The sequence below is a fragment of the Pseudomonas sp. MF6767 genome (assembly GCF_016405475.1).
Classification (GTDB): domain Bacteria; phylum Pseudomonadota; class Gammaproteobacteria; order Pseudomonadales; family Pseudomonadaceae; genus Aquipseudomonas; species Aquipseudomonas paracarnis.
Genome location: NZ_JAEKCY010000008.1, coordinates 128,515 through 151,831, shown reverse-complemented (window position 1 = coordinate 151,831; position 23,317 = coordinate 128,515). Strand labels below are relative to the sequence as shown.

21 protein-coding genes are annotated in these 23,317 nt (G+C 60.4%); 9 read left to right on the top strand and 12 right to left on the bottom strand.

Going from position 1 to position 23,317, the window contains the following annotated elements:
* Positions 1-10: 10 nt before the first annotated feature.
* Positions 11-871 carry a MurR/RpiR family transcriptional regulator gene (locus JFT58_RS15150; protein ID WP_169856377.1) on the top strand — a complete coding sequence of 287 codons (861 nt, stop codon included), beginning with the start codon at positions 11-13 and terminating at the stop codon, positions 869-871.
* 173 nt (positions 872-1,044) lie between these two features.
* Here the strand turns inward: JFT58_RS15150 and JFT58_RS15145 are convergent, their stop codons facing one another.
* The 10 genes from JFT58_RS15145 to JFT58_RS15100 all read right to left on the bottom strand — a co-directional run bounded on the left by JFT58_RS15145 (position 1,045) and on the right by JFT58_RS15100 (position 12,276).
* On the bottom strand, positions 1,045-1,890 hold the full coding sequence (locus tag JFT58_RS15145) for a D-hexose-6-phosphate mutarotase (RefSeq protein ID WP_054896703.1): 846 nt from the start codon (positions 1,888-1,890) through the stop codon (positions 1,045-1,047).
* A gap of 98 nt (positions 1,891-1,988) precedes the next feature.
* Complete coding sequence (locus JFT58_RS15140) at positions 1,989-3,335, bottom strand: carbohydrate porin (RefSeq protein ID WP_054896702.1); 1,347 nt, start codon at positions 3,333-3,335, stop codon at positions 1,989-1,991.
* An 85-nt stretch (positions 3,336-3,420) separates the two neighbouring features.
* Positions 3,421-4,581: an ABC transporter ATP-binding protein gene (locus JFT58_RS15135; RefSeq protein ID WP_054896701.1), complete on the bottom strand. Its 1,161-nt coding sequence runs from the start codon at positions 4,579-4,581 to the stop codon at positions 3,421-3,423.
* Between the two features lie 2 nt (positions 4,582-4,583).
* Positions 4,584-5,429 (bottom strand): carbohydrate ABC transporter permease, encoded by an 846-nt coding sequence (locus tag JFT58_RS15130; protein WP_003193763.1) that lies wholly within the window; start codon positions 5,427-5,429, stop codon positions 4,584-4,586.
* Positions 5,422-6,330, bottom strand: a complete 909-nt coding sequence (locus tag JFT58_RS15125) for a carbohydrate ABC transporter permease (protein WP_003193765.1) — start codon at positions 6,328-6,330, stop codon at positions 5,422-5,424. The genes JFT58_RS15130 and JFT58_RS15125 overlap by 8 nt, the downstream gene beginning before the upstream one ends.
* Before the next feature lie 169 nt (positions 6,331-6,499).
* Positions 6,500-7,786: an ABC transporter substrate-binding protein gene (locus JFT58_RS15120; protein WP_003193767.1), complete on the bottom strand. Its 1,287-nt coding sequence runs from the start codon at positions 7,784-7,786 to the stop codon at positions 6,500-6,502.
* Between the two features lie 104 nt (positions 7,787-7,890).
* Complete coding sequence (locus tag JFT58_RS15115; protein ID WP_054896700.1) at positions 7,891-9,150, bottom strand: D-mannose isomerase; 1,260 nt, start codon at positions 9,148-9,150, stop codon at positions 7,891-7,893.
* A 229-nt stretch (positions 9,151-9,379) separates the two neighbouring features.
* Positions 9,380-10,204, bottom strand: coding sequence for a hypothetical protein (locus JFT58_RS15110; protein ID WP_054896699.1), 825 nt, complete (start codon positions 10,202-10,204; stop codon positions 9,380-9,382).
* A 127-nt stretch (positions 10,205-10,331) separates the two neighbouring features.
* Positions 10,332-11,330: an NAD-dependent epimerase/dehydratase family protein gene (locus JFT58_RS15105; protein WP_034128528.1), complete on the bottom strand. Its 999-nt coding sequence runs from the start codon at positions 11,328-11,330 to the stop codon at positions 10,332-10,334.
* Positions 11,331-11,382: 52 nt separating this feature from the next.
* Positions 11,383-12,276, bottom strand: a complete 894-nt coding sequence (locus JFT58_RS15100; RefSeq protein ID WP_054896698.1) for a LysR family transcriptional regulator ArgP — start codon at positions 12,274-12,276, stop codon at positions 11,383-11,385.
* Positions 12,277-12,376: 100 nt separating this feature from the next.
* Here JFT58_RS15100 and JFT58_RS15095 point away from each other — a divergent pair, with 100 nt between their 5' ends.
* The 5 genes from JFT58_RS15095 to JFT58_RS15075 all read left to right on the top strand — a co-directional run bounded on the left by JFT58_RS15095 (position 12,377) and on the right by JFT58_RS15075 (position 19,571).
* Positions 12,377-12,976: a LysE/ArgO family amino acid transporter gene (locus tag JFT58_RS15095; protein WP_034128530.1), complete on the top strand. Its 600-nt coding sequence runs from the start codon at positions 12,377-12,379 to the stop codon at positions 12,974-12,976.
* A 178-nt stretch (positions 12,977-13,154) separates the two neighbouring features.
* On the top strand, positions 13,155-13,751 hold the full coding sequence (locus tag JFT58_RS15090; protein ID WP_003175739.1) for a superoxide dismutase: 597 nt from the start codon (positions 13,155-13,157) through the stop codon (positions 13,749-13,751).
* Between the two features lie 546 nt (positions 13,752-14,297).
* Positions 14,298-16,349 (top strand): putative bifunctional diguanylate cyclase/phosphodiesterase, encoded by a 2,052-nt coding sequence (locus tag JFT58_RS15085; RefSeq protein ID WP_054896697.1) that lies wholly within the window; start codon positions 14,298-14,300, stop codon positions 16,347-16,349.
* Positions 16,350-16,475: 126 nt separating this feature from the next.
* A complete protein-coding gene (locus JFT58_RS15080) occupies positions 16,476-17,813 on the top strand; it encodes an imelysin family protein (protein WP_034128533.1) in 1,338 nt (445 codons plus the stop codon).
* Positions 17,814-18,116: 303 nt separating this feature from the next.
* Positions 18,117-19,571: a TrkH family potassium uptake protein gene (locus JFT58_RS15075; RefSeq protein ID WP_003193780.1), complete on the top strand. Its 1,455-nt coding sequence runs from the start codon at positions 18,117-18,119 to the stop codon at positions 19,569-19,571.
* Here JFT58_RS15075 and JFT58_RS15070 read toward each other — a convergent pair.
* On the bottom strand, positions 19,528-20,586 hold the full coding sequence (locus tag JFT58_RS15070) for an AraC family transcriptional regulator (protein ID WP_054896696.1): 1,059 nt from the start codon (positions 20,584-20,586) through the stop codon (positions 19,528-19,530). The genes JFT58_RS15075 and JFT58_RS15070 overlap by 44 nt on opposite strands.
* A 160-nt stretch (positions 20,587-20,746) precedes the next feature.
* Here JFT58_RS15070 and JFT58_RS15065 point away from each other — a divergent pair, with 160 nt between their 5' ends.
* From JFT58_RS15065 to JFT58_RS15055, 3 genes are all read left to right on the top strand, one after another.
* Positions 20,747-21,058, top strand: a complete 312-nt coding sequence (locus JFT58_RS15065; RefSeq protein ID WP_034128574.1) for a DUF962 domain-containing protein — start codon at positions 20,747-20,749, stop codon at positions 21,056-21,058.
* Positions 21,059-21,421: 363 nt separating this feature from the next.
* A complete protein-coding gene (locus JFT58_RS15060) occupies positions 21,422-21,604 on the top strand; it encodes a hypothetical protein (protein ID WP_054918213.1) in 183 nt (60 codons plus the stop codon).
* 103 nt (positions 21,605-21,707) lie between these two features.
* Positions 21,708-22,904 carry an MFS transporter gene (locus JFT58_RS15055; protein ID WP_198834402.1) on the top strand — a complete coding sequence of 399 codons (1,197 nt, stop codon included), beginning with the start codon at positions 21,708-21,710 and terminating at the stop codon, positions 22,902-22,904.
* Here JFT58_RS15055 and arfB read toward each other — a convergent pair.
* Entirely contained in the window at positions 22,901-23,314 is a 414-nt protein-coding gene (gene arfB, locus JFT58_RS15050; protein WP_034128536.1) for an alternative ribosome rescue aminoacyl-tRNA hydrolase ArfB, read from the bottom strand. The genes JFT58_RS15055 and arfB overlap by 4 nt on opposite strands.
* Positions 23,315-23,317: the final 3 nt, after the last annotated feature.

Below are 23,317 nucleotides of genomic sequence, written 5' to 3'. Positions count from 1 at the left end.
AATGGACCGCGTGCGAAATCTTCTGGAACAGATCCGGAACCGCCTCGAAGAATTGAACAAGGCCGAGCGCAAAGTCGCTGAAGTGATCCTGCTCAACCCGCAGCAGGCCACACGCTTCTCGATCGCCGCCCTCGCCCAGGCCGCCTCGGTCAGTGAACCGACGGTCAACCGCTTCTGCCGTTCGTTCGGTGTCAGCGGTTACCCTGAACTCAAATTGCAGTTGGCGCAAAGCCTGGCCAGTGGCGCCGCGTATGTCAGCCGCGCCGTGGAGGCCGATGATAACCCTGAGGCCTACACCCAGAAGATCTTTGGCAGCGCCATTGCCTCCTTGGACAGTGCGTGCCAGGCCCTGGACCCGGCGCTGATCAGCAAGGCCGTGGACTTGTTGATCCAGGCGCGGCAAATCCACTTCTTTGGCCTCGGCGCTTCGGCCCCCGTCGCCATGGACGCGTTGCACAAGTTCTTCCGCTTCAACCTGGCGGTGACCGCCCATGCCGACGTGCTGATGCAACGCATGATCGCCTCGGTGGCGCACACCGGTGAGTTGTTCGTGATCATTTCCTACACCGGCCGTACCCGCGAGCTGGTGGAAGTGGCGCGTATCGCTCGGGAAAACGGTGCGTCAGTGCTGGGCGTGACCGCCGAAAACTCGCCGCTGGCCAAGGCCAGTACGGTGAGCCTGAACATCCCGTTGCCGGAAGACACGGATATCTACATGCCGATGACTTCTCGGATTATCCAATTGACGGTATTGGACGTGTTGGCAACGGGTATGACCCTGCGTCGCGGAGTGGATTTCCAGCCGCATTTGCGCAAGATCAAAGAGAGTTTGAATGACAGCCGATATCCGGTGGGGGATGAATTCAACTAAATCCGTGTCAACTGATCGTTCCCACGCTCCGCGTGGGAATGCCTCACTGGACGCTCTGCGTCTGCCTTTAGCGTCGTGACGCGGAGCGTCATAGGCTGCATTCCCACGCGGAGCGTGGGAACGATCATGAATTCAACTAGCAGGCAGCTCTTCCAGCAGTACCGGCGCTATCGCTAAACCCCTGCCCTGGCCTGCAAACTCAAGTGGGCCCTCTCCCCCGGCGCCAGGCTCGCCGCCGCCATCGCCGCCTCTACGCACACAAACCCCGACGCTTCGTTAAAGCTCACGCCCAACAGCGGCCGGCTCCCCGGGTGCCACACCACCGTGTCGGCGCTGTCGCCGGTGTCGATGCACAGTTCACGCTGCCAGGCGTGGTCCTTGAGCTGCAATTCGCCCTCATGCTGGAACACCCGCTGGCATCCGCCATCGACCCGCAATTCACCTTCCTGCTGGCAAACCTGGCGATTGAGCTGGTCGTAACCTTGTGCTCCTTCGAGCCCAGACAGCGCTACCTCATCGACGTGACCAATACGCCAGTAAGCGTGCAATGCATGACTCAACTGGCACGGCAGCTCGTCGTGATGCTCGGTGCTCAGGCGCAGTTCCAGGGTGTCACCCAGGTGCGCGTGCAGGTCCACCTGCCAGTCGCACAGCTGCAATTGCCAGTGCAGCCGCACGCCGTCGTCATCGGTGCTGCTGTCGAGCAGTTTCCAGTCGATCAAGCGGGCCCATCCGTGGGACGGCCAGGCATTTTCGCTGGGGTGGCGGCCATACCACGGCCAGCACACCGGTACGCCACCACGGATAGCCCCGACTTGCGGCCATTTGGCGGCACACCACAGCCACGGCTTCTGGCCCGTAGGTTGAAAGTGCAGCAATTGCGCACCCTGGCGACTGAACACCGCCTGGCACAGGGGGTGGTCGATCACCAACACATCGCGCATCTGAAAGCGCTCCCAGGCGAACACCGGACGCTCGCGCAGGGATTTGAAAAAGCGTTGCAGCGGTTGCTCGTGCATGTGCCCAGGTCCCGAATATCACAGTGCCACGCAAAAAAAAGCGGATAGCCATGGCTACCCGCAAATGCGCACAGAGAGAGGAGCTTATCGCAACAGCGTTAGAACGTAGACTGAATTTTCAGGCCCGCTACCAGCGCGTTGTCGACTTTATCCACGCCGCCAGGCTGGACAACGTACTGCAGGTTCGGACGCACAGTCAGCCAGTTGGTGACGTGGAAACCGTAGTTGAGTTCGACGTTGTATTCAGTCTCACGAATCGGCGTGTACAGCGGATTGTCGTAGTCGCTCACACCATTGGCGGCGTTGAGCAATTGAGAGTTCTTCTTCACGTCATCGTTGACATGCAGGCGAGCGACGCCAATGCCGACGTCATCTTTTGGACGCGCGTCGAATGGGCCTTTGTACACGAGCATCAACGACTGGTAGTTGTCGACCAGGTTGGTTTCCTTGTCATGGAAGGTCGCGTTGGCTGCAATGTTCAGGCCACGGGAAGCGTCGCCGTTATGGGTGGTGAGTTGCTGTTGCGCAACGAACCAGTAGCCTTTCTTGCTGCTGCGGGTACGGAAGTCGGCGCCGCTGAGGACCGCATCGTTACCGTTGACGTCTTCACGTACATCCGGAGCATCGGCCGCACTTTTATAGAAACCCACACGGTATTCGCCCGGCAGGTTATTAACCTTTGGCGACCAGACCAATTCCACCGGAATCACGGTGCCCTTGGTACCACTGCCGCTGAGTTTGAAGCCGTTGCCGTGCTCCAACTGCGACGGGTTCTGGTTGTAGGCACCGATTTGCGCATACAGCTCAGGCGTGATGTTGTATTTCACGCGGATAGCGGCCTGGGCGACCGGCCAGTTGTACCAGGTATTGACGTAGTTACCGACCTGCGAGCCGCAGAACGACAGGTTCTGGAAGTCGCAAGGGAAGGTGTTGAAGTCTTCGCCTTCACCGAAGTAACCGAGCTTCACGTCCAGCTTGTTATCGAACATCTGGTGCTGAATCCAGAACTGGGTCAGACGCACCATGTGGCCACGGCCATACACTTCTTGCGAGGAACTCAAGGTGCCGGCACGCGGGTCGCCAATGCGGTCATTGGAGATGTTCTGGCCATTACGATTGGTCAACTGGATCTTGGCCTGGGTGTTATCCCAGCCCCACAATTTTTCCAGGTCCAGCGCCACGCCCAGACCGAACTGGTCGGAGTAACGACCGGTCTTGTCGTCGTTGTAGCCGCCGTGGGCGTTGTAGCCCATCTCGCCCACGTAGTCGGCCTTGATGTCGATACCTTGCTCGATCAGCTTGGTACGCTCGCCGCCCCAATCGCCGGTCATCCACTTGGAATCGGCGCTGAATGCATCGGCCGCCATCGCATTGGCGGACAATACAAGGGCTGCTGCCGCTGAGAGTTGGCAGATCAGCCGGGTGTTGTTGTGTTGCTTTTTCATCCCTACATCCTCGTCTTTATTGTTATTAAACTGTTTTTATCTAACGCGGGTTACATTTTTTAACTAAAACAATCACTTATCTTGCTCAACGGCCCTTGAACTTGGTCACATTGTCGGCATGCCCCTGTGCCGGCAATGAAGCCACTGCGCCCAACCGCTCACCGGTCTTGGCGTCAAACAGCAATACCTTGGCCGGGTCGAACTGCAAGGTCAGTGTCTCGCCCACTTGCGGTGCCACGTCCGGCGCCAAACGGCAGCAGACCTTGGTGTCATTGAGCTGCACAAACACCAGGGTGTCCGGGCCGGTAGGCTCGGTCACCTGCACTTCGGCGCGAATGCTCGACGAGCCGTTGCCCTCGCCCGCTGCCAGCACGATCTGCTCCGGGCGCAGGCCTAGGATCACATCGCGGTCTTCCAACCCGGCGTCATTCACGCCCAGCGGCAACTCGCAACGGGCCTGGCCGCTGTCGAGCAGCGCGACCAGACCACCGTTCTGTCGTTTTAGACGCATGGGAACGAAGTTCATCGGTGGTGAACCGATAAAGCTTGCCACAAACAGGTTGGCAGGGTCGTTGTAAATTTCCTTCGGGGTGCCGAATTGCTGAATGATGCCGTCCTTCATCACCGCCACTTTGTCGCCCAGGGTCATCGCTTCGATCTGGTCGTGGGTCACGTAGACGGTGGTGGTTTTCAGACGCTGGTGCATCAGCTTCATTTCGGTACGCATCTCGACCCGTAGCTTGGCGTCGAGGTTGGACAGCGGTTCGTCGAACAGGTAGATCTTCGGCCGACGCGCCAGGGCACGGCCCATGGCCACGCGCTGTTGCTGGCCACCGGACAACTGGCCCGGCTTGCGGTTGAGCAGGTGTTCGATCTGCAGCAACTTGGCCACGCGCGCCACTTCGGCGTCGATGTCGGCTTGCGGCATCTTGCGGATCTTGAGGCCGAACTCGATGTTCTCGCGCACGCTCATGGTCGGGTACAGCGCGTAGGACTGGAACACCATGGCGATGTCACGGTCCTTGGGGCTCATGCCGCTCACGTCTTGATCACCGATCATGATCGCGCCGCCGGTGATGGTCTCAAGGCCGGCGATGCAGTTCATCAGCGTGGATTTACCACAGCCCGACGGGCCGACCAGGATGAGGAACTCGCCTTCCTTGATCGACAGTTCAATGTTCTTCAAGGTGTCGGGCAGGCCGGCGCCATAGGTCTTGTTTACATTGCGAAGTTCAAGCGTAGCCATGATTACCCCTTGACCGCGCCGGCCGTGAGGCCGCGCACGAAATACTTGCCTGCGATCACATAGACCAGCAGGGTCGGCAGCCCGGCGATCATCGCCGCCGCCATATCCACGTTATATTCCTTGGCCCCGGTACTGGTGTTGACCAGGTTGTTCAGCGCCACCGTGATGGGCTGGGAGTCGCCACTGGAGAACACCACACCGAACAGGAAGTCGTTCCAGATCTGGGTGAACTGCCAGATCAGGCAGACCATGATGATCGGCGTCGACATCGGCAGGATGATCCGGCGGAAGATGGTGAAAAAACCCGCTCCGTCCAGGCGTGCTGCCTTGATCAGCGCATCCGGGATGCTCACGTAGTAGTTACGGAAGAATAGCGTGGTGAACGCCAGGCCGTAGACCACGTGGATAAACACCAGGCCGGTGGTGGTGCTGGCCAGGCCCATCTTGCCGAGGGTGAACGACGCGGGCAGCAGCACAGTCTGGAACGGCAGGAAGCAGCCGAACAGCAGCAGGCCGAAGAACAGCTGCGAACCCCGGAAGCGCCAGAACGACAGCACGTAGCCGTTCAAGGCGCCAATGGCGGTAGAGATGAGCACAGCAGGAACGGTGATCTTGATCGAGTTCCAGAAGTAGCCATCCACGGTGGCCCAGGCCTTGACCCAGCCGATACCGCTGACCACGGTGGGCCAGCTCAGCAGGTTACCGGTGCTGATGTCTTCCGGGGTCTTGAAGCTGGTGAGCAGCATCACCACCAACGGCACCAGGTACAGCAGAACCGCCAGGATCAGCACCGCGTAGATCGCGATGCGGCTCAGGCTGATGGCAGGTTTGGCGGCGAGACTAGTCATTGCGCTTGGTCCTCAGCTCGGAATACAGGTACGGCACAATGATCGCGAGGATCGCACCGAGCATCAGGATCGCACTGGCCGAACCCATGCCCATCTGGCCGCGACTGAAGGTGAACGAGTACATGAACATAGCCGGCAGGTCGGACGAGTAGCCCGGGCCGCCTGCGGTCATTGCCGCCACCAGGTCGAAGCTCTTGATCGCAATGTGCGCCAGGATCATCACCGCACTGAAGAACACCGGGCGCAGGCTCGGCAGCACCACGCTCCAGTAGATACGCGGCAGGCTTGCGCCATCGATCTGCGCAGCGCGGATGATCGACTGATCAACACCGCGCAGGCCGGCGAGGAACATCGCCATGATAAAGCCCGAGGCTTGCCACACAGCGGCGATCACCAGGCAGTAGACCACGCGGTCCGGGTCGATCAGCCAGTCGAGACGGAAGCCTTCCCAGCCCCAGTCCCGCAGGAGTTTGTCCAGGCCCATGCCCGGGTTGAGCAGCCATTTCCAGGCGGTACCGGTGACGATCATGGAGAGCGCCATCGGGTACAGGTAAATGGTGCGGATAAAGCCTTCGCGGCGGATTTTCTGGTCGAGGAAAATCGCCAGCAGCACACCGATCACCAGGGTGATGCCGATGAACATGCCGCCGAACACGGCCAGGTTCTTGCTCGCCACCCACCAGCGGTCGTTATCGAACAGCCGCTGATACTGCGCCAGGCCCGCCCATTTGTAGCTGGGGAGGAAGGTCGAGGTGGTGAACGACAGCACGAACGTCCACAGGATGTAGCCATAAAAGCCCACCAGCACGATGAACATGCTCGGCGCCAGCACCAGTTTAGGGAGCCAGCGCTGCAGTACATCGAATGGCGAGGCCTTGCTGAACACAGCAACAGAACTCATGGGAAAATCCAGTACAGGGAAAAAGGACTACAACCTGCAGGAACCCGCCTTTGTGGCGAGGGAGCTTGCTCCCGCTCGGCTGCGAAGCAGACGCTGTCTTTGGGGGCGCTTCGCACCCCAGCGGGAGCAAGCTCCCTCGCCACAGCAAGCCGGGTTCCTACATAGGGTGTTACTTGGCCGACTTGATCGCCGCGCCAAGCTTCTTGGCCGTGTCGGCCGGGTCGGCTTTCGGGTCGTTGATGAAGTTGGTCACGACATCAAAGAACGCACCTTGCACCGCCAGGGTGGTGGCCATGTTGTGCGCCATGCTTGGCTGCAGGCCGCCAGTCTTGGCGTCGGCCAGGAAGTCCTTGGCGGCGGTCTGGGCGCAGGAATCAAAGCCGTAGGATTCCATCTTGGTCAGCATGTCGTTACGCACAGGGATCGAGCCCTTGTTGATGCTGAACACCTTCTGGAAGTTTTCACCCAACACTACTTTGGCGATGTCCTGCTGACCCGCAGCAGTGCCTTTGTCTTTCTGCTTGAACACCGCCAGGGAGTCGATGTTGTAGGTGAAGGCTTTATCAGTGCCCGGGAACGCTACGCACTCATAATCCTTGCCAGCGACTTTCTTGGCGGCGGTCCACTCGGACTTGGCCCAGTCACCCATGATCTGCATGCCGGCCTTGCCGTTGATGACCTTGCCAGCTTCCAGGTTCCAGTCCTGGCCCTTGCCGTCGACGTCCATGTAGGTCGCGACTTTCTTCAGCTCGGTGAGGGCCTTGACCATTTCCGGGCCGGTCAGTGCGCCGTTATCCAGGTCGACCAGCGCTTTCTTGTAGCCATCAGCGCCCATTACCGAAAGCACCACCGCTTCGAACACGGTGCTGTCCTGCCAAGGCTGGCCGCCGTGGGCGAGCGCAATGAAGCCTGCAGCCTTGAGCTTGTCGCCCGCTGCGTAGAATTCTTCGAGGGTGGTAGGGTTCTTGGTGATGCCGGCTTTCTTGAAGACTTCCGGGTTGATCCACAGCCAGTTCACGCGGTGGATATTCACCGGCACGGCCACGTAGTCACCGTCGTATTTCACGGTGTCGGAGACTTTCTTGTCGAGCAGCGAATCCCATTTTTCTTCTTTGGCGACGTCTTTGAGCACGTCGGTGTCGAGCAGGCCAGTAGAGGCCCATTCCTGGATATCGGGGCCTTTGATCTGGGCAACGCCTGGCGGGTTGCCAGCGACCGCACGGCTTTTCAGCACGGTCATGGCGGTGGCGCCACCGCCGCCTGCCACTGCACCGTCTTTCCAGGTGAAGCCGTCTTTCTCAACTTGGGCCTTCAGGACATCCACAGCCGCTTTTTCACCGCCGGAGGTCCACCAATGCACCACTTCCACCGTACCTTTGGAGTCGGCGGCAAATGCACTGAGGGGGAACAACGAGGCAATGGAAATAGCGACGGCGAGGCGATTAATCGCGTTCATCTGAGTACCTTTTCTTGTTGTTATGCATGCAAGTCTAGAGCTTGCGCTGCACGGAGTTTAAACATGGATTTTCGGGGCGCAGGTAACAAAGGGACGTACAAATGTCACCACCTGGTGACATAGCATCCGCTGCCCAATGCACTGGCCAGGCTGGGTGCCAAGGGCAGTGCAGGCAGCACGACCGCTTGCCAGGCATGGTACAGGTCAGGTTTGCCGCCCCAGATTTTACTGCTGGGTTGGTTGTGCGGGCTGAGTTCGTGGTGCCAACTGCCCTGGAGCCGGTCGATGAAGTGGGTTTCGCAAAACTCCCAGAAGCGTCGGTACCAGGTTTCGTAATGCAGCTCGCCGGTACGTTTGAGCAGCGCCTGAGCAGCGGCGCTGGCTTCAGCATGGGTCCAGTGCAGGCGCTCGCGTACCACCGGGCGCTGGTTCCAATCCAGAGTGTAGACAAGGCCCGGCGCACCATCCACCGCCCAGGCGTACTCGCAGGCACTGGCGAACAGGCCTTTGGCGTCGCTCACCAGCCAGTCCGGCGTGGCCAGCTTGGCCTTGAGGCGCGCAGCTTCAAGGTGCAGCAGCAACCGCGCCCATTCGAAACCATGGCCGGGGGTGATGCCGTAGGGGCGAAAGCCATCGGCGGGGTTGTCTTGGTTGTATCCGAGCAACGGCTTCCAGTGCGCATCGAAATGTTCGATGACCATGAATTGGTTGCCAGCGGCATGGGTGTGGATCACCCGTTCGACGATGCGCAGCGCACGGTCCAGCCAACGTGTATCACCACTGACATCGGCCAATGCCAGGAAAGCTTCGGTGGCGTGCATGTTGCTGTTGGCGCCACGATAGGCTTCGACGCCGCTCCAGTCCCGGGCAAAGGATTCAAGCATGACGCCCTCCTCTTCGCTCCAGAAGAACTGGTCGATGATATGGACGGCGTCGTTCATTAATGTGCGCGCACCCGGCGCGCCGGCCACCACGGCAGAGCTGGCGGCGAGGGCCACGAAGGCGTGCAGGTAGGCGGCCTTGCCGGTGTTGCCATCAGCCGCCTGGGGCGCGGCGAACCAGCCACCGTGCTCACTGTCACGCAGCGGGCCGCTGAGCGCTGCCACACCGTGCGCCACCAGTTCGGCATAACCCGGCAACCCCATGGCGTGGGCCATGGCAAAGCTGTGGGTCATGCGCGCGGTGTTCATGGTTTCGGCGCGGGCATTGGCCGGTAACTGGCCTTTATCGTCGAGGTTGCCGAACCCGTCCGGCAGGCGCGATGCCTTGGCGAACGCCAACAGGCGCTGGCCTTCCGCGGCGAGCCAAGCGTGATGGGCAGGTGCATTCAGCCAACTGCTGGCAGGCAGTGGGTGGGTGGTCATGGGTGGCCCTTATTGTTTTTTTGGGATGACCGGAGTCTAAACAAGGGCGCGGCAGGGGCAAGTAACGAAGGGGAAAAGAAATGTCACCGAGTGGTGACAATCAACACCCGAATGTAGAAGCGAGCTTGCTCGCGAAAAGCTCACAAGCGCCGCGTTTATTCCAGGGAACCTGCGTGATCGTTAACGTTTTTCGCGAGCAAGCTCGCTCCTACAGAGGATGATTTTGAGTTCATTGACCCAGTGGGGTGACCGCAGCAGGCGCATTGAGACGCTGATTCAAGTTCTGCACCTGGCTCTGCAAGGTGGTGATATTGCGCGTGGTCTGGATGCGGAACACGTCAAATTCCTTGTTGGTCGGCGCGTCGATATTGGCCGGCTGGTTTTCCTGGGCGCTCTTGAGCACCAGCACGTCCTGCTCGAGGCGGGCGATGGCCGCGCTTGGGTTGCCTTGTTTCTTCAAGGCCGCCACATCGGTGGCCAGGCCCTTGCTCTCGGCCTGTGCTGCCGTGAGGCTGGTGACCGCGTCAGTGAGGGCCTGCACCTGGCCTTGCAGCTTGGTATTGGCCGCTGTCAGCTCGGTGTTGCTGGCGCTCATCTGGGCCAGGCGGCTGTCAAGTTCGGTGGTTTGACCGGCGACGCCCAACTGTTGCTTGCCCTGCTCCTGCAACTGGGCTTCCAGTTGCTTGATCTGCAGCTTCAAGGCTTCGCTGCCGTTGTTCACATTCGCTTCGCTGGCCACGACCTTGCCGGAAATCGCCTGTAGCCGTCCTGCCGCTTCCTCGCTGATGCGGGCAAAGCTTTCCTGGGTGGCAACCAACTGCTGGCCCATCAGGGAAATCTGCTGGAAGCTCCACCAGGCCAGGCCCGCAAAGGCGATCAACAGCGCACCGACCAGTGCCCACAACGGGCCAGTGCTGGCGCTCTTGACCTTGACCACGGGCGTCGTTCGCGAACGCACCGACGTCGCGGGGGTCGGCACGAAATCATCGTCATCCCCAAGGTCGGCCCGCAGGCTGGGAACGTTGTCGAAGTCGTCTTTAGCATCGTTACGCATGAATCTACCCTGAATCAATGAGATGGCTGGCTGTAAAGCCGAGCGGCAGGAGTATAAACCGCACTCCCGGCGCATGGATCGACTCGGAACCTGGAATGGGGTTCCCGAAGTGTTGCTGCTTATGAGGTTATTGGCGGCCCGGGTCCTGGGCTTTCCACCAACTGCAGAACTCGTCGAGCGCGGCCCACAGGCTGACCTTGGGCTCGTAGTCGAGATAATGCCTGGCGCGACTGATGTCGAGGGTGAAGTTTTTATTCATCACTTGCATGCCCAGACGCGATAACGCCGGTTCCGGCCGCCCCGGCCACATCGCGCAGAATGCCTCGTTCAACGCCGCCACGCTGTAGGACAAACCGTAGGATCGATAGCGGGTCACTTGGGGCAGCTCCATCTGCCGCATCACGTAGTTCACCACATCCCAGATCGGCACCGGTGCGCCATTGCTGATGTTGTAGGCTTTGCCCAGGGCCGAGCCGGTGGCGAGCAAACTGCTGAGCAGCGCCTCGTTGAGGTTGTGCACGCTGGTGAAGTCGACTTTGTTCAAACCGTCGCCGACGATCGCCAGACGGTTCTTGCGCTGCATTTTCAGCAAGCGCGGGAAGATACTCATATCGCCGGCCCCGGTGACAAAGCGTGGGCGCAGGGCTATCACTTGCAGGCCGAACTCCTGGGCGCCGAACACCTTCTGCTCGGCCAGGTACTTGGTAGCGGCATAGGGATGCTTGAAACGCTTGGGCACTTGCTCTTCGGTGAGCCCAAGGTGATCGCGACCGTCAAAATAGATCGACGGCGACGACAGGTGCACCAGGCGCCCCACGCGCTGTTTCAGGCAGGCTTCGACGACGTTTTCGGTGACCAATACGTTGTTCTGGTGGAAGTCCTGGTACTTGCCCCACAGCCCGACGGCGCCGGCGCAATGCACCACGGCTTCGACATCGCGGCACAGGTCGCGCACAAGGTCGGCATCATTCAAATCACCCTGGATGAACTCGGCACCGCGCCGCACCAGGTGTTCCACACCCTCGGCGCGCCGCCCGTTGACCCGCACGTCCAGGCCCTGCTCAAGGGCGAAGCGCGCAAAGCGCCCGCCAATGAAGCCGCTTGCGCCGGTGACCAGAATTTTCATGTCGTACTCCGTGTTCTTTCATTTTTCATCGCTCTTGCCTTGACGCGCGCCATCACTCCAACGGCACCAACCAATGACCACACACATCGGCCAGATGGTCGGTCAACAAGCCCAACAGTTGCCCGCCACTGCGCCAATGATGCCAGTACAGCGGCACATCGATGGGCTTATCTGGCAATAACTCGACCAATACACCGGTTTCCAACTGGTCGCGCACCTGCAATTCAGGCACCAGGCCCCACCCCAAGCCGGCTTCCGTCAGGCGGATAAAACCTTCGGATGACGGGCATAGATGGTGTTCGAAACCACCGTCCACGCCAAGGGACGCCAGGTAGCGGTGCTGCAGGAAATCATCCGGGCCGAACACCAGCGCAGGCGTGCGCGCCAATTGGTCGGCCCGCACGCCTCCAGGAAAATGCCGCGCCAGAAAGGCCGGGCTGGCCAGCGCCCGATAACGCATGGCGCCCAGCAACAGGCTGCGAGCACCGGCCACAGGACGCTCGCTGGCACAAATGCAGGCCGCCACTTCACCGGCGCGCATGCGCTTGAGGCCCACGGTCTGGTCTTCGACCACCAGGTCCAGCAACACATGCTGTTCGGCGCAGAAGTCGCTGACTGCTTCGGCCCACCAAGTGGCGAGGCTGTCGGCATTCAGGGCAATGCGCAGGCGCTCAGGCATGCCCTCCTCGTCCAGGGCCGGCACCTGGCTTTGCAGGTCACGCTCCAGCAAACGCACCTGCTGCACATGGTTGAGCAGGCGCCGACCGATATCGGTGGGCGTTGGCGGCGAGGCCCGTATCAACACCGGCTGGCCGACGCGCGCCTCCAATAGCTTGATGCGTTGGGAGATGGCTGATTGCGACAGCCCCAACACCTGGGCACCGCGCTCAAAGCCGGCTTGTTCCACCACCGCCGCCAGGGCGGAAAGCAATTTATAGTCGAACATCAGTTTCTCTAATGAGCGATCAGCAATATTGGTTTTTCTTATACAGCCCCGACCCGCACCATAGCCAGCATCGTTTGAGCATCAACAAGGATCTCCTTCTATGTGGCAAAGCTATATGAACGGTTTGCTGGTGGCCCTCGGGTTGATCATGGCAATCGGCAGCCAAAATGCATTCGTACTCGCGCAGAGCCTGCGCCGCGAACACCACTTACCCGTGGCGGCGTTGTGTGTGATCTGCGACGCACTGCTAGTGGCCGCTGGGGTATTCGGGCTGGCCACCGTGCTGGCGCAGAGCCCGATACTGCTGGCGGTGGCACGCTGGGGCGGCGCAGCGTTCTTGCTCTGGTATGGCGCATGCGCGCTGCGCAGGGCGTGCTCCAAGCAGAGCCTGGACCAAAGCGACACCCTCAAGACGCGCTCATTGCGCGCTGTGCTGCTGAGCGCTTTGGCGGTCACCTTGCTCAACCCCCATGTCTACCTGGATACCGTCCTGCTGATCGGCTCCCTGGGCGCGCAACAAACCGAACCCGGTGCCTACGTAGCCGGTGCAGCCAGTGCATCGTTCCTGTGGTTCGCCACCCTGGCGCTGGGTGCGGCATGGTTGGCACCCTGGCTGGCACGCCCGGCCACCTGGCGCCTGCTGGACCTGCTGGTGGCCGCGATGATGTTCTCGGTGGCCTATCAACTGATCAGCGCCTGAGCAATATTCCAAAACGCTCTGGAACCTCTATCCCACACAGTTGTTGCGTGGTTATGCCGCACCCCCGGTGCTATGATCGGCCCCCTGCGCCGCAAAGAGTACAAACTCCCCGGCGCATGTTTGGCCGCCCGTGATCGGCCTTGCGCTCACCGCAACTGACCTGATTAGGAGAATCATCATGGCTTTCGAATTGCCGCCGCTGCCCTACGCACACGATGCCCTGCAGCCGCACATCTCCAAGGAAACCTTGGAATACCACCACGACAAGCACCACAACACCTATGTCGTGAACCTGAACAACCTGGTGCCTGGCACCGAGTTCGAAGGCAAGACCCTGGAAGAGATCGTCAAGTCTTCCTCGGGTGGCATCTTCAACAACGCCGCTCAGGTCTGGAACCACACTTTCTACTGGAACTGCCTGGCGCCGAACGCCGGCGGCCAACCAACCGGCGCACTGGCTGAAGCCATCAACGCTGCGTTCGGTTCGTTCGACAAGTTCAAGGAAGAGTTCACCAAGACTTCGGTCGGCACCTTCGGTTCCGGTTGGGGCTGGCTGGTGAAAAAGGCTGACGGTTCCCTGGCCCTGGCCAGCACCATCGGCGCCGGCAACCCGCTGACCAACGGCGACACCCCGCTGCTGACCTGCGACGTCTGGGAACACGCCTACTACATCGACTACCGCAACGTGCGTCCAAAGTATGTAGAAGCGTTCTGGAACCTGGTCAACTGGAAGTTCGTGGCTGAGCAGTTCGAAGGCAAGACCTTCACTGCCTAAGCGACGCTTGCAGTAAAAAGAGCCCGGCGATTGCCGGGCTTTTTCATGGGCGCCCTGATTGCCATGCCAGAAATCCCGGAACCCAACGGTAACTATTCACCACACAAACGCCAGGAGGAATAAACCTCCTGAATCAATGTGGAGAATGACAATGGATCCTATTTCAACGGCCGCAGGTGCAGTGCCAATGTTATCCGGTCTTCTTGAGAAGGGAATGGACCTGGCAAAAAGCGCACTGGACTTGACGAACAAACTCGTAGACATAGCGGGTGAACAGTCAAAGGTCGGAGGGGAAGAGCAACAGCCAGAGGGTAAGATCAATTTTTGAGAGCGTCGCCAAACAGAGGGCGGATCTGTTCCGCCTTCTTCTTCTCTGCCCGACGTCCAGTCCACGCCTCAAACGTCCTGACATAAGCGGGTATCCCTCCACGTTTATCCAGCCCCTTCAATTAATCTCAAGCCCGAATGTCCCTTTGACTGCCATCACCAGATTGCCAATACTCATGGCATATTGACGGCCACCCGCATGAGACAAGGAATGCCCCTTTGAAGCTGGAACTCAAGAACAGCTTGTCGGTGAAGTTGCTACGGGTTGTGCTGCTGTCGGCATTGATCGTGGGTGTGGCGCTGAGCGTGGCGCAGATCGTTTTTGATGCCTACAAAACGCGCCAGGCCGTGGCGGGCGATGCCCAGCGCATCCTCGACATGTTTCGCGACCCCTCGACCCAGGCCGTGTACAGCCTGGATCGCGAGATGGGCATGCAGGTGATCGAAGGTCTGTTCCAGGACGACGCTGTGCGCATGGCTTCCATCGGGCACCCCAACGAGACCATGCTGGCGGAAAAAAGCCGTCCTTTACAGCAGTCGCCCAGCCGCTGGTTGACCGACCTGATTCTTGGCCAGGAACGCTCCTTTACTACTGCGTTGGTGGGCAAGGGCCCCTACAGCGAATATTACGGCGACCTGAGCATCACCCTCGACACCGCCACCTATGGTCGAAGTTTTCTGGTCAGCTCGGTCATCATTTTTATCTCGGGCGTATTGCGCGCCCTGGTCATGGGGCTGGTGCTGTACCTGGTGTATCACTGGATGCTCACCAAACCGCTGTCGCGGATGATCGAGCACCTGACCTCGATCAACCCGGACCGCCCCAGCGAGCACAAGATCCCTCAGCTCAAGGGCCACGAACGCAACGAACTGGGGCAGTGGATAAACACCGCCAACCAATTGCTCGAATCCATCGAGCGCAATACCCACCTGCGCCACGAGGCCGAATCGAGCCTGTTGCGCATGGCCCAATACGACTTCCTGACCGGCCTGCCGAACCGCCAGAAGTTGCAGGCGCAACTGGACAAAATCCTCACGGACGCCGGCCGCCGGCAACGCCGTGTCGCGGTGTTGTGCGTGGGGCTGGATGATTTCAAGAGCGTCAACGAGCAATTCACCTACCAGGCCGGCGACAAACTCTTGTTGGCGCTGGCTGATCGCTTGCGCGCCCATAGTGGCCACCTGGGCACGCTCGCCCGCCTGGGCGGCGACCAGTTCGCCCTGGTTCAAGCCGATATCGACCAGCCCTACGAAGCCGCCGAACTGGCGCAAAGCATCCTTGATGACCTGGAAGCAGAGTTCGCCCTTGAGCATGACCTGATCCGCCTGCGCGCCACCATCGGCATCACGCTGTTCCCGGAAGATGGCGACAGCACCGAGAAGTTGCTCCAGAAAGCCGAGCAGACCATGACCCTGGCCAAGAGCCGCTCGCGCAACCGCTATCAGTTTTATATCGCCAGCGTCGACAGCGAAATGCGCCGGCGTCGTGAACTGGAGAAAGACTTGCGAGACGCCTTGGGCCGCGAGCAGTTTCACTTGGTGTACCAACCACAAATCAGCTATCTCGACCATCACGTGGTCGGTGTGGAAGCGCTGCTGCGTTGGCAACACCCGGAACATGGGCTGGTACCGCCGGACTTGTTCATTCCGCTGGCGGAACAGAACGGCACCATCATTCCCATCGGCGAATGGGTGCTGGACCAGGCGTGTCGGCAACTGCGCGAATGGCATGACCAGGGTTTCACCGCGCTGCGCATGGCCGTCAACCTGTCCACCGTGCAACTGCACCACACCGAGTTGCCGCGGGTGGTCAACAACCTGATGCAGATCTATCGCCTGCCGCCCCGCAGCCTGGAGCTGGAAGTGACCGAGACCGGCCTGATGGAAGACATCAGCACCGCAGCCCAGCACCTGCTGAGCCTGCGTCGCTCCGGCGCGCTGATCGCCATTGATGACTTCGGCACCGGCTACTCATCCTTGAGTTACCTCAAGAGCCTGCCCCTGGACAAGATCAAGATCGACAAGAGCTTCGTCCAGGACCTGCAGGACGACGACGATGACGCCACCATCGTGCGCGCCATTATCCAATTGGGCAAAAGCCTGGGCATGCAGGTGATTGCCGAAGGCGTGGAGACTGCCGAACAGGAGGCCTACATCATCTCCGAGGGGTGCCATGAGGGGCAGGGTTATCACTACAGCAAACCGCTGCAGGCCCGGGAGTTGACGGCTTATCTGAAGCAGTCCGAGCGCAATAACGCCGTGAGTCTTTGAATTTACACTTCGATACTCAATATTTCCCGCGTATAAGCCTTTACACAAAATGCAAATCTTTCGCATTATGTCGCAGCGTTTGCGCTCCCCGCGCGCCCTTTCAACAACCGAAGCAGGATGTTCGCCATGATTCGTATGCCCCTGGCCACCGCCAGTCTGCTGGCCATTGCCATTTCTCTCGCCGGTTGCGGCGAAGGTAAAGACAAGGCCGCCGCGCCCCAGGCACCCGCTGCCGCCAGCACTACCGCACCGGCGGCTGCCCCGGCTGGCCAGGTCGACGAAGCGGCCGCCAAGGCCGTGGTCGCGCACTACGCAGACATGGTGTTTGCGGTGTACAGCGATGCCGAATCCACCGCAAAAACCCTGCAGACCGCAATCGATACCTTCCTCGCCAACCCGAACGACGAAACCCTGAAAGCGGCCCGTACCGCCTGGATCGCCGCACGCGTACCCTACCTGCAGAGCGAAGTATTCCGCTTCGGCAACACCATCATCGACGACTGGGAAGGCCAGGTGAACGCCTGGCCCCTGGACGAAGGCCTGATCGACTACGTCGACAAGTCCTACGAGCACGCGCTGGGCAACCCAGGTGCGAACGCCAATATCATCGCCAATAACGAGATCCAGGTCGGCGAAGACAAGGTCGACGTCAAGGAGATCACTCCGGAAAAACTCGCCAGCCTCAATGAACTGGGCGGTTCCGAAGCGAACGTCGCCACCGGCTACCACGCCATCGAATTCCTGCTGTGGGGCCAGGACCTCAACGGCACCGGCCCAGGCGCGGGCAACCGCCCGGCATCGGACTACATGACCGGTGACGGTGCAACCGGCGGCCACAACGAGCGTCGCCGCACTTACCTGCGCGCCGTCACCCAACTGCTGGTCAGCGACCTGCAGGAAATGGTCGGCAACTGGAAGCCCAACGTCGAAGACAACTACCGCGCCACCCTGGAGTCGGAACCTGCGACCGATGGCCTGCGTAAAATGCTGTTCGGCATGGGCAGCCTGTCTCTGGGCGAACTCGCCGGGGAGCGCATGAAAGTATCCCTGGAAGCCAACTCGCCGGAAGACGAGCAAGACTGCTTCAGCGACAACACCCATTACTCGCACTTCTACGACGCCAAGGGCATCCGTAACGTTTACTTGGGCGAATACACCCGTGTTGACGGTACCAAGCTGACCGGCGCCAGCCTGTCGTCCCTGGTGGCCAAGGCCGACCCGGCAGCAGATGCAGCCCTCAAGGCTGACCTGGCCGCCACCGAAGCGAAGATCCAGGTGATGGTTGACCACGCCAACAACGGCGAGCACTACGACCAGTTGATCGCCGCCGACAATGAAAAGGGCAACCAGATCGTGCGTGACTCGATTGCCGCCCTGGTCAAGCAGACCGGCTCGATCGAGGCTGCTGCCGGCAAGCTGGGCATCAGCGACCTGAACCCGGACAGCGCTGATCACGAGTTCTGATCAAGCGCAGTTGAAAGAGGCGACCTGCGGGTCGCCTTTTTCATGCGCGCAATAACTGCCGCCGTTATACCTGTGGGAGCTGGCTTGCCTGCGATGGCGGTGGTTCAGTCGACTGATCTGTAACTGACACACCGCCATCGCAGGCAAGCCAGCTCCCACATTGGATTGCGGGGCGTCAGGTGGATATCCGCCGGCTGGCAGGCCAGCTCCCACAGGGGTTCTCCATCAACCGGCAGCCCTTGGTTTACAAGACCTGCACCGCAGGTAGAATGGCGCCTCTGTCCAATCACCCGAGCGAACTTCATGGCGTTGCCGACCCTGCGCATCATCGGTTTCATCATCGGCATCTTCCTGATCACCCTTGCGGTCGCCATGGTGATCCCGATGGCGACCCTGGTGATCTTCGAACGCACCAGCGACCTGCCCTCGTTCCTGTGGGCCAGCCTGATCACCTTTATCGCCGGCCTGGCGCTGGTCATCCCTGGTCGCCCAGAGCACGTGCACCTGCGCCCCAGGGACATGTACCTGCTGACGGTCAGTAGTTGGGTGGTGGTGTGCATCTTCGCCGCCCTGCCCTTTTTGCTGACCCAGCACATCAGCTACACCGACTCGTTCTTCGAAAGCATGTCCGGCATCACCGCCACAGGCTCCACCGTGTTGAGCGGGCTGGACAGCATGTCGCCGGGCATCTTGATGTGGCGTTCGCTGCTGCACTGGCTCGGCGGTATCGGCTTTATCGGCATGGCGGTGGCGATCCTGCCGCTGCTGCGCATTGGTGGCATGCGCCTGTTCCAGACCGAATCCTCGGACCGCTCGGAAAAGGTCATGCCTCGTTCACACATGGTGGCGCGCCTGATCGTGGCGGCGTATGTGGGCATCACTATCTTCGGCAGCCTGGCCTTCTGGTGGGCCGGAATGGGCGTGTTCGATGCGATCAACCATGCGATGTCGGCGATTTCCACGGGCGGGTTTTCCACCTCGGACGAGTCCCTGGCCCATTGGAAACAACCGGCGGTGCACTGGGTCGCGGTGGTGGTGATGATCCTGGGCAGCTTGCCGTTCGCCCTGTACGTTGCCACTTTACGTGGTAACCGTCGGGCGCTGATCAAGGACCAGCAGGTGCAAGGCTTGCTCGGCCTGTTGCTGGTGACCTGGCTGGTACTCGGCACCTGGTACTGGTGGACCACCAACCTGCATTGGCTCGATGCCTTGCGCCATGTGGCGCTGAACGTGACGTCTGTGGTGACCACCACCGGCTTTGCACTGGGGGACTACAGCTTGTGGGGCAACTTCTCACTGATGCTGTTTTTCTACCTGGGCTTTATCGGCGGCTGCTCGGGCTCCACCGCGGGCGGTATCAAAATCTTCCGTTTCCAGGTGGCCTACATCCTGCTCAAGGCCAACTTGAATCAGTTGATCCATCCGCGCGCGGTGATCAAGCAGAAGTACAACGGCCATCGCCTCGATGAAGAGATTGTGCGGTCGATCCTGACTTTTTCGTTTTTCTTCGCCATCACCATCTGCATGATCGCCCTGGCCCTGTCGCTGCTAGGCGTGGACTGGATGACCGCGTTGACCGGCGCCGCCAGTACCGTTTCCGGCGTGGGCCCCGGCCTGGGCGAAACCATCGGCCCGGCCGGCAACTTCGCCACCCTGCCGGATGCCGCCAAGTGGATCCTGTCCCTGGGCATGTTGTTGGGGCGCCTGGAGATCATCACCGTGTTTGTGTTGTGCATTCCGGCGTTCTGGCGTCACTGACCGACGACGTTTGCTGCAAGCGCGCCCGGTATTCACCGGGCGTGGCATCGAACCAGCGGCGAAACGCGCGGAAAAAGTTGCTCGGGTCGGCAAACCCCAGCAGGTAAGCGATTTCCAGCAAGGTCATGCTGGGTTGTGCCAGGTACTGCTCGGCCAGTTCGCGCCGGGTGTCATCAAGCAAGGCCTGGAAGCTGGTGCCCTCCTCCTGCAGCCGCCGCTGCAAGGTGCGCTGGGACAGGTGCAACGTCTGGGCCACGGCTTCGCGCTTGGGCTCGCCCTGAGGCAACAGGCGGCACAGCACCTGACGCGCCTTGTGGGTCACGCGGCTTTCGGAAAAACGCGCCAGGTATTCACCGGCAAAGCGATCATGCAACAGCGCCATGGCTTCGTTGGCCGTGGGCAGCGGCGCCTCCATGTCAGCCTGCTCGAAAATCAGCGCGTCATAGGGTGCATTGAATTGCAAAGGCGCATGAAAGGCCTGTTGGTAGGGCGCCAGGTCCGCCGGCTGCTCGCCTTGCAGCAGCACTTTGCGGGGCTGCAGGGTGCGCCCGGTGAGCCAGCCGCACAGGGCCAGGGCGCTGGCCAGCGAGGCTTCGGCGCTTTGACGGGTCGGCGGCAGGTGATCGCCATGCACCGTCAGAATCAACGCATAGCCTTCGGGTAACAGTCGAAAACTCAAATCAGCGCTTTCGGCGATGATGCGCTGGTAGCGCACCAATCGCATAAAACCTTCGGCCAGGGTGTTGCTGGACATCAACGCATAACCGGCAACGTGAAACGAGGCCGGGCGCACCACCTTGCCCATGTTCAGGCCAATCGCCGGGTTACCCGACACCTCTACCGCGCGTTGCCACAGGCGGGTCATGGCGTCTTGCGGGAAGCGCGCATCGGGGTCACTGAGGGCGGCGTAGTCCAGGCCCAGTTGCTTGAACAAGGCACGGCAATCCAGGCCATCCATTTCCAGCGCCTTGACGATGCCCATCGCCCAGCTTGCAGAAGTTGTTCGTTCGCTCATGGCGTCTTCTTGTTGAAAGCAGGCTCAAACGGCAGCCAGGAAGCCAAGGATACTAAAGTGGCATCTATTGTCACTGGCTGTTAGCACTGATCACTCTAGACTCAAATAAGCTCCCCGCCGCGCACCCGTTGGCGGCACAGCAACCAGAGGGCCGGTGACCGTGGAAAACATCAAGAAATTCAACAGTTTTGCCGAGTTCTACCCGTACTACCTGAGCGAACATGGCAACAGCACCTGCCGACGCCTGCACTTTATCGGCACCACCCTGGTAATAGGCATTCTCGCGTACGCCATCGGCAGAGGCTCATTGGTTCTGCTGCTGGCGTTGCCCCTGGCAGGCTACAGCTTTGCCTGGATTGGCCACTTCTTCTTCGAAAAGAACCGCCCCGCCACCTTTCAGCACCCGTTCTACAGCTTGCTGGGGGATTTTGTGATGTACCGCGACATGATCCTGGGCAAGGTGCCGTTCTAGGGGTGTGACCTCATGTCACTTGCGCCTGAACCATTAAAAATTGTGCATCTGTGGAGATAAAAGTCTTTTTGTCATTTACGGTGCTGTATCCTGCCAAGGCTTTTTGAGAGCGCGGAATCACCTGCGATTGAAAAAACAGACCTTGCGAGGAGCGACCACGATGCACGAGATACCTAATCTCCCCTTCCCAAGCCTGCACCCAACTGAGCAGCCAACACCGCAGCAGGCCAGCGACAAGCAGCCTGAGGCCAAAGAAGCAAAACCAGTCGAGCGCGAAAGCCGAGACTGACGCCGTACCAGACCGTGTGGAAAGCGCGCCTTTGAGCGCTTTCCACACTGCCTGAATTATCCGAGACCTTCACTATGACCACTTCCCCTTCCGACACGCCGGACGCCGCTGTACTCGACGCTGCCTTGCAGATGGTCGAAGTCTGGAACCGCCTCAGTGCCGACAAGCAAGCAGCACTGCTCAAGCGCTTCGGCACCCAGGAAAACGCCCTGGCGGCCCTGGTGACCACCCAATTGCTGGCCCCCGCCCAAGCTTGATCTGCCTTAGATCTGACGTTTTACATTTTTGCCGCCCTGCCCGGCTTGCGCACCGGTATCATTAGCAGCCTATCTTTACCTGCTGCGACAGTGGATCTCTCCCATGCCAGATACCCAGCGCCCCATGACGGTCACGCTGCAAGTCGTTTCCATCGTGCTGTTTACCTTCATCGGCTACTTGAATATCGGCATCCCCCTGGCCGTACTACCGGGCTATGTCCATAGCCAGTTGGGCTATGGCGCCGTCATCGCCGGGCTGGTGATCAGCGTGCAATACCTGGCAACCCTGCTGAGCCGCCCCTATGCCGGTAAGATCATCGACAATCTGGGCAGCAAGCGCGCCGTGCTGATCGGCTTGGTGGGCTGCGGTTTGAGTGGCGTGTTCATGTTGTTTGCGGCGTGGTTTTCCAGCCTGCCGGCTCTGAGCCTCGGCTGCCTGCTGGTCGGGCGGCTGGTGCTGGGCAGCGCTGAAAGCCTGGTGGGTTCGGGCGCGATTGGCTGGGGCATTGGCCGTGTCGGCGCGGCGAACACGGCCAAGGTTATTTCCTGGAACGGCATTGCCAGCTACGGCGCGCTGGCGGTGGGTGCGCCGTTGGGGGTGCTGCTGGTCAGCCATTTTGGGCTGTGGAGCATGGGCGTCAGCATCATTCTGTTGGCCGTGCTGGGTGTGCTGTTGGCCTGGAAAAAACAAGCGGCGCCGATTGTGCCCGGCGTACGTTTGCCGTTCATGAACGTGCTGGGCCGCGTGCTGCCCCATGGTTGCGCGCTAGCGCTGGGCTCCATCGGCTTTGGCACCATCGCCACCTTTATCACGTTGTATTACAGCACCCAGCACTGGGATAACGCGGTGTGGGCCTTGAGCCTGTTCGGTGCCAGTTTTATCGGCGCACGCTTGCTGTTTGGCAATTTGATCAACCGCATTGGCGGTTTTCGCGTCGCAATCGCCTGCCTGTCAGTGGAAGTACTGGGCCTGCTGTTGCTGTGGCTGGCGCCGGATGCCCAACTGGCGTTGGCGGGTGCGGCGTTGAGCGGTTTCGGCTTTTCCCTGGTGTTCCCGGCGCTGGGGGTAGAGGCGGTCAACCTGGTGCCGGCCTCCAGCCGAGGTTCGGCGGTGGGCGCCTATTCGCTGTTTATCGAATTGTCCCTGGGCATCACCGGGCCGCTGGCGGGCGCCGTGGCGGCAGGTTTTGGCTTTGCCTCAATCTTCCTGTTCGCGGCCCTCGCAGCTTTCGCCGGTTTGCTGCTGAGCTTCTACCTGTACCGCCAGGCGCCTAAGGCCCGCGAAACACGCGACGCCTAGAAGTCGACCTTGCCGCGCCCGGCCTTGATGCTGCCGCGCTTGGTCTTGGACTCCAGGCGGCGTTTCTTCGAACCCAGGGTGGGCTTGGTCGGACGACGCTTTTTCTCGACCTTGGTGGCGCTCTGGATCAACTCCACCAGGCGCTCCAGCGCATCGGCGCGGTTCTGCTCCTGGGTGCGATATTGCTGGGCCTTGAGCACCAGCACGCCTTCGCTGGTGATCCGGCTGTCACGCAGCGCCAGCAGGCGCTCCTTGTAAAACTCCGGCAACGACGAGGCCGGAATATCAAACCGCAGGTGCACCGCACTCGACACCTTATTGACGTTCTGCCCACCGGCACCCTGGGCACGAATGGCGGTCAGCTCGATCTCGGCGTCGGGCAGGTGCACATTGTTGGAAATTTCCAGCATCAA

Coding starts and splice junctions, on each gene's coding strand:
- JFT58_RS15145 (WP_054896703.1), bottom strand. CDS start 1,890: ATGCACGAGCAACCGCTGCAACGCTTTTTCAAATCCCTGCGCGAGCGT.
- JFT58_RS15140 (WP_054896702.1), bottom strand. CDS start 3,335: ATGAAAAAGCAACACAACAACACCCGGCTGATCTGCCAACTCTCAGCG.
- JFT58_RS15135 (WP_054896701.1), bottom strand. CDS start 4,581: ATGGCTACGCTTGAACTTCGCAATGTAAACAAGACCTATGGCGCCGGC.
- JFT58_RS15130 (WP_003193763.1), bottom strand. CDS start 5,429: ATGACTAGTCTCGCCGCCAAACCTGCCATCAGCCTGAGCCGCATCGCG.
- JFT58_RS15125 (WP_003193765.1), bottom strand. CDS start 6,330: ATGAGTTCTGTTGCTGTGTTCAGCAAGGCCTCGCCATTCGATGTACTG.
- JFT58_RS15120 (WP_003193767.1), bottom strand. CDS start 7,786: ATGAACGCGATTAATCGCCTCGCCGTCGCTATTTCCATTGCCTCGTTG.
- JFT58_RS15115 (WP_054896700.1), bottom strand. CDS start 9,150: ATGACCACCCACCCACTGCCTGCCAGCAGTTGGCTGAATGCACCTGCC.
- JFT58_RS15110 (WP_054896699.1), bottom strand. CDS start 10,204: ATGCGTAACGATGCTAAAGACGACTTCGACAACGTTCCCAGCCTGCGG.
- JFT58_RS15105 (WP_034128528.1), bottom strand. CDS start 11,330: ATGAAAATTCTGGTCACCGGCGCAAGCGGCTTCATTGGCGGGCGCTTT.
- JFT58_RS15100 (WP_054896698.1), bottom strand. CDS start 12,276: ATGTTCGACTATAAATTGCTTTCCGCCCTGGCGGCGGTGGTGGAACAA.
- JFT58_RS15095 (WP_034128530.1), top strand. CDS start 12,377: ATGTGGCAAAGCTATATGAACGGTTTGCTGGTGGCCCTCGGGTTGATC.
- JFT58_RS15090 (WP_003175739.1), top strand. CDS start 13,155: ATGGCTTTCGAATTGCCGCCGCTGCCCTACGCACACGATGCCCTGCAG.
- JFT58_RS15080 (WP_034128533.1), top strand. CDS start 16,476: ATGATTCGTATGCCCCTGGCCACCGCCAGTCTGCTGGCCATTGCCATT.
- JFT58_RS15075 (WP_003193780.1), top strand. CDS start 18,117: ATGGCGTTGCCGACCCTGCGCATCATCGGTTTCATCATCGGCATCTTC.
- JFT58_RS15070 (WP_054896696.1), bottom strand. CDS start 20,586: ATGAGCGAACGAACAACTTCTGCAAGCTGGGCGATGGGCATCGTCAAG.
- JFT58_RS15060 (WP_054918213.1), top strand. CDS start 21,422: ATGACCACTTCCCCTTCCGACACGCCGGACGCCGCTGTACTCGACGCT.
- JFT58_RS15055 (WP_198834402.1), top strand. CDS start 21,708: ATGCCAGATACCCAGCGCCCCATGACGGTCACGCTGCAAGTCGTTTCC.
- arfB (WP_034128536.1), bottom strand. CDS start 23,314: ATGCTGGAAATTTCCAACAATGTGCACCTGCCCGACGCCGAGATCGAG.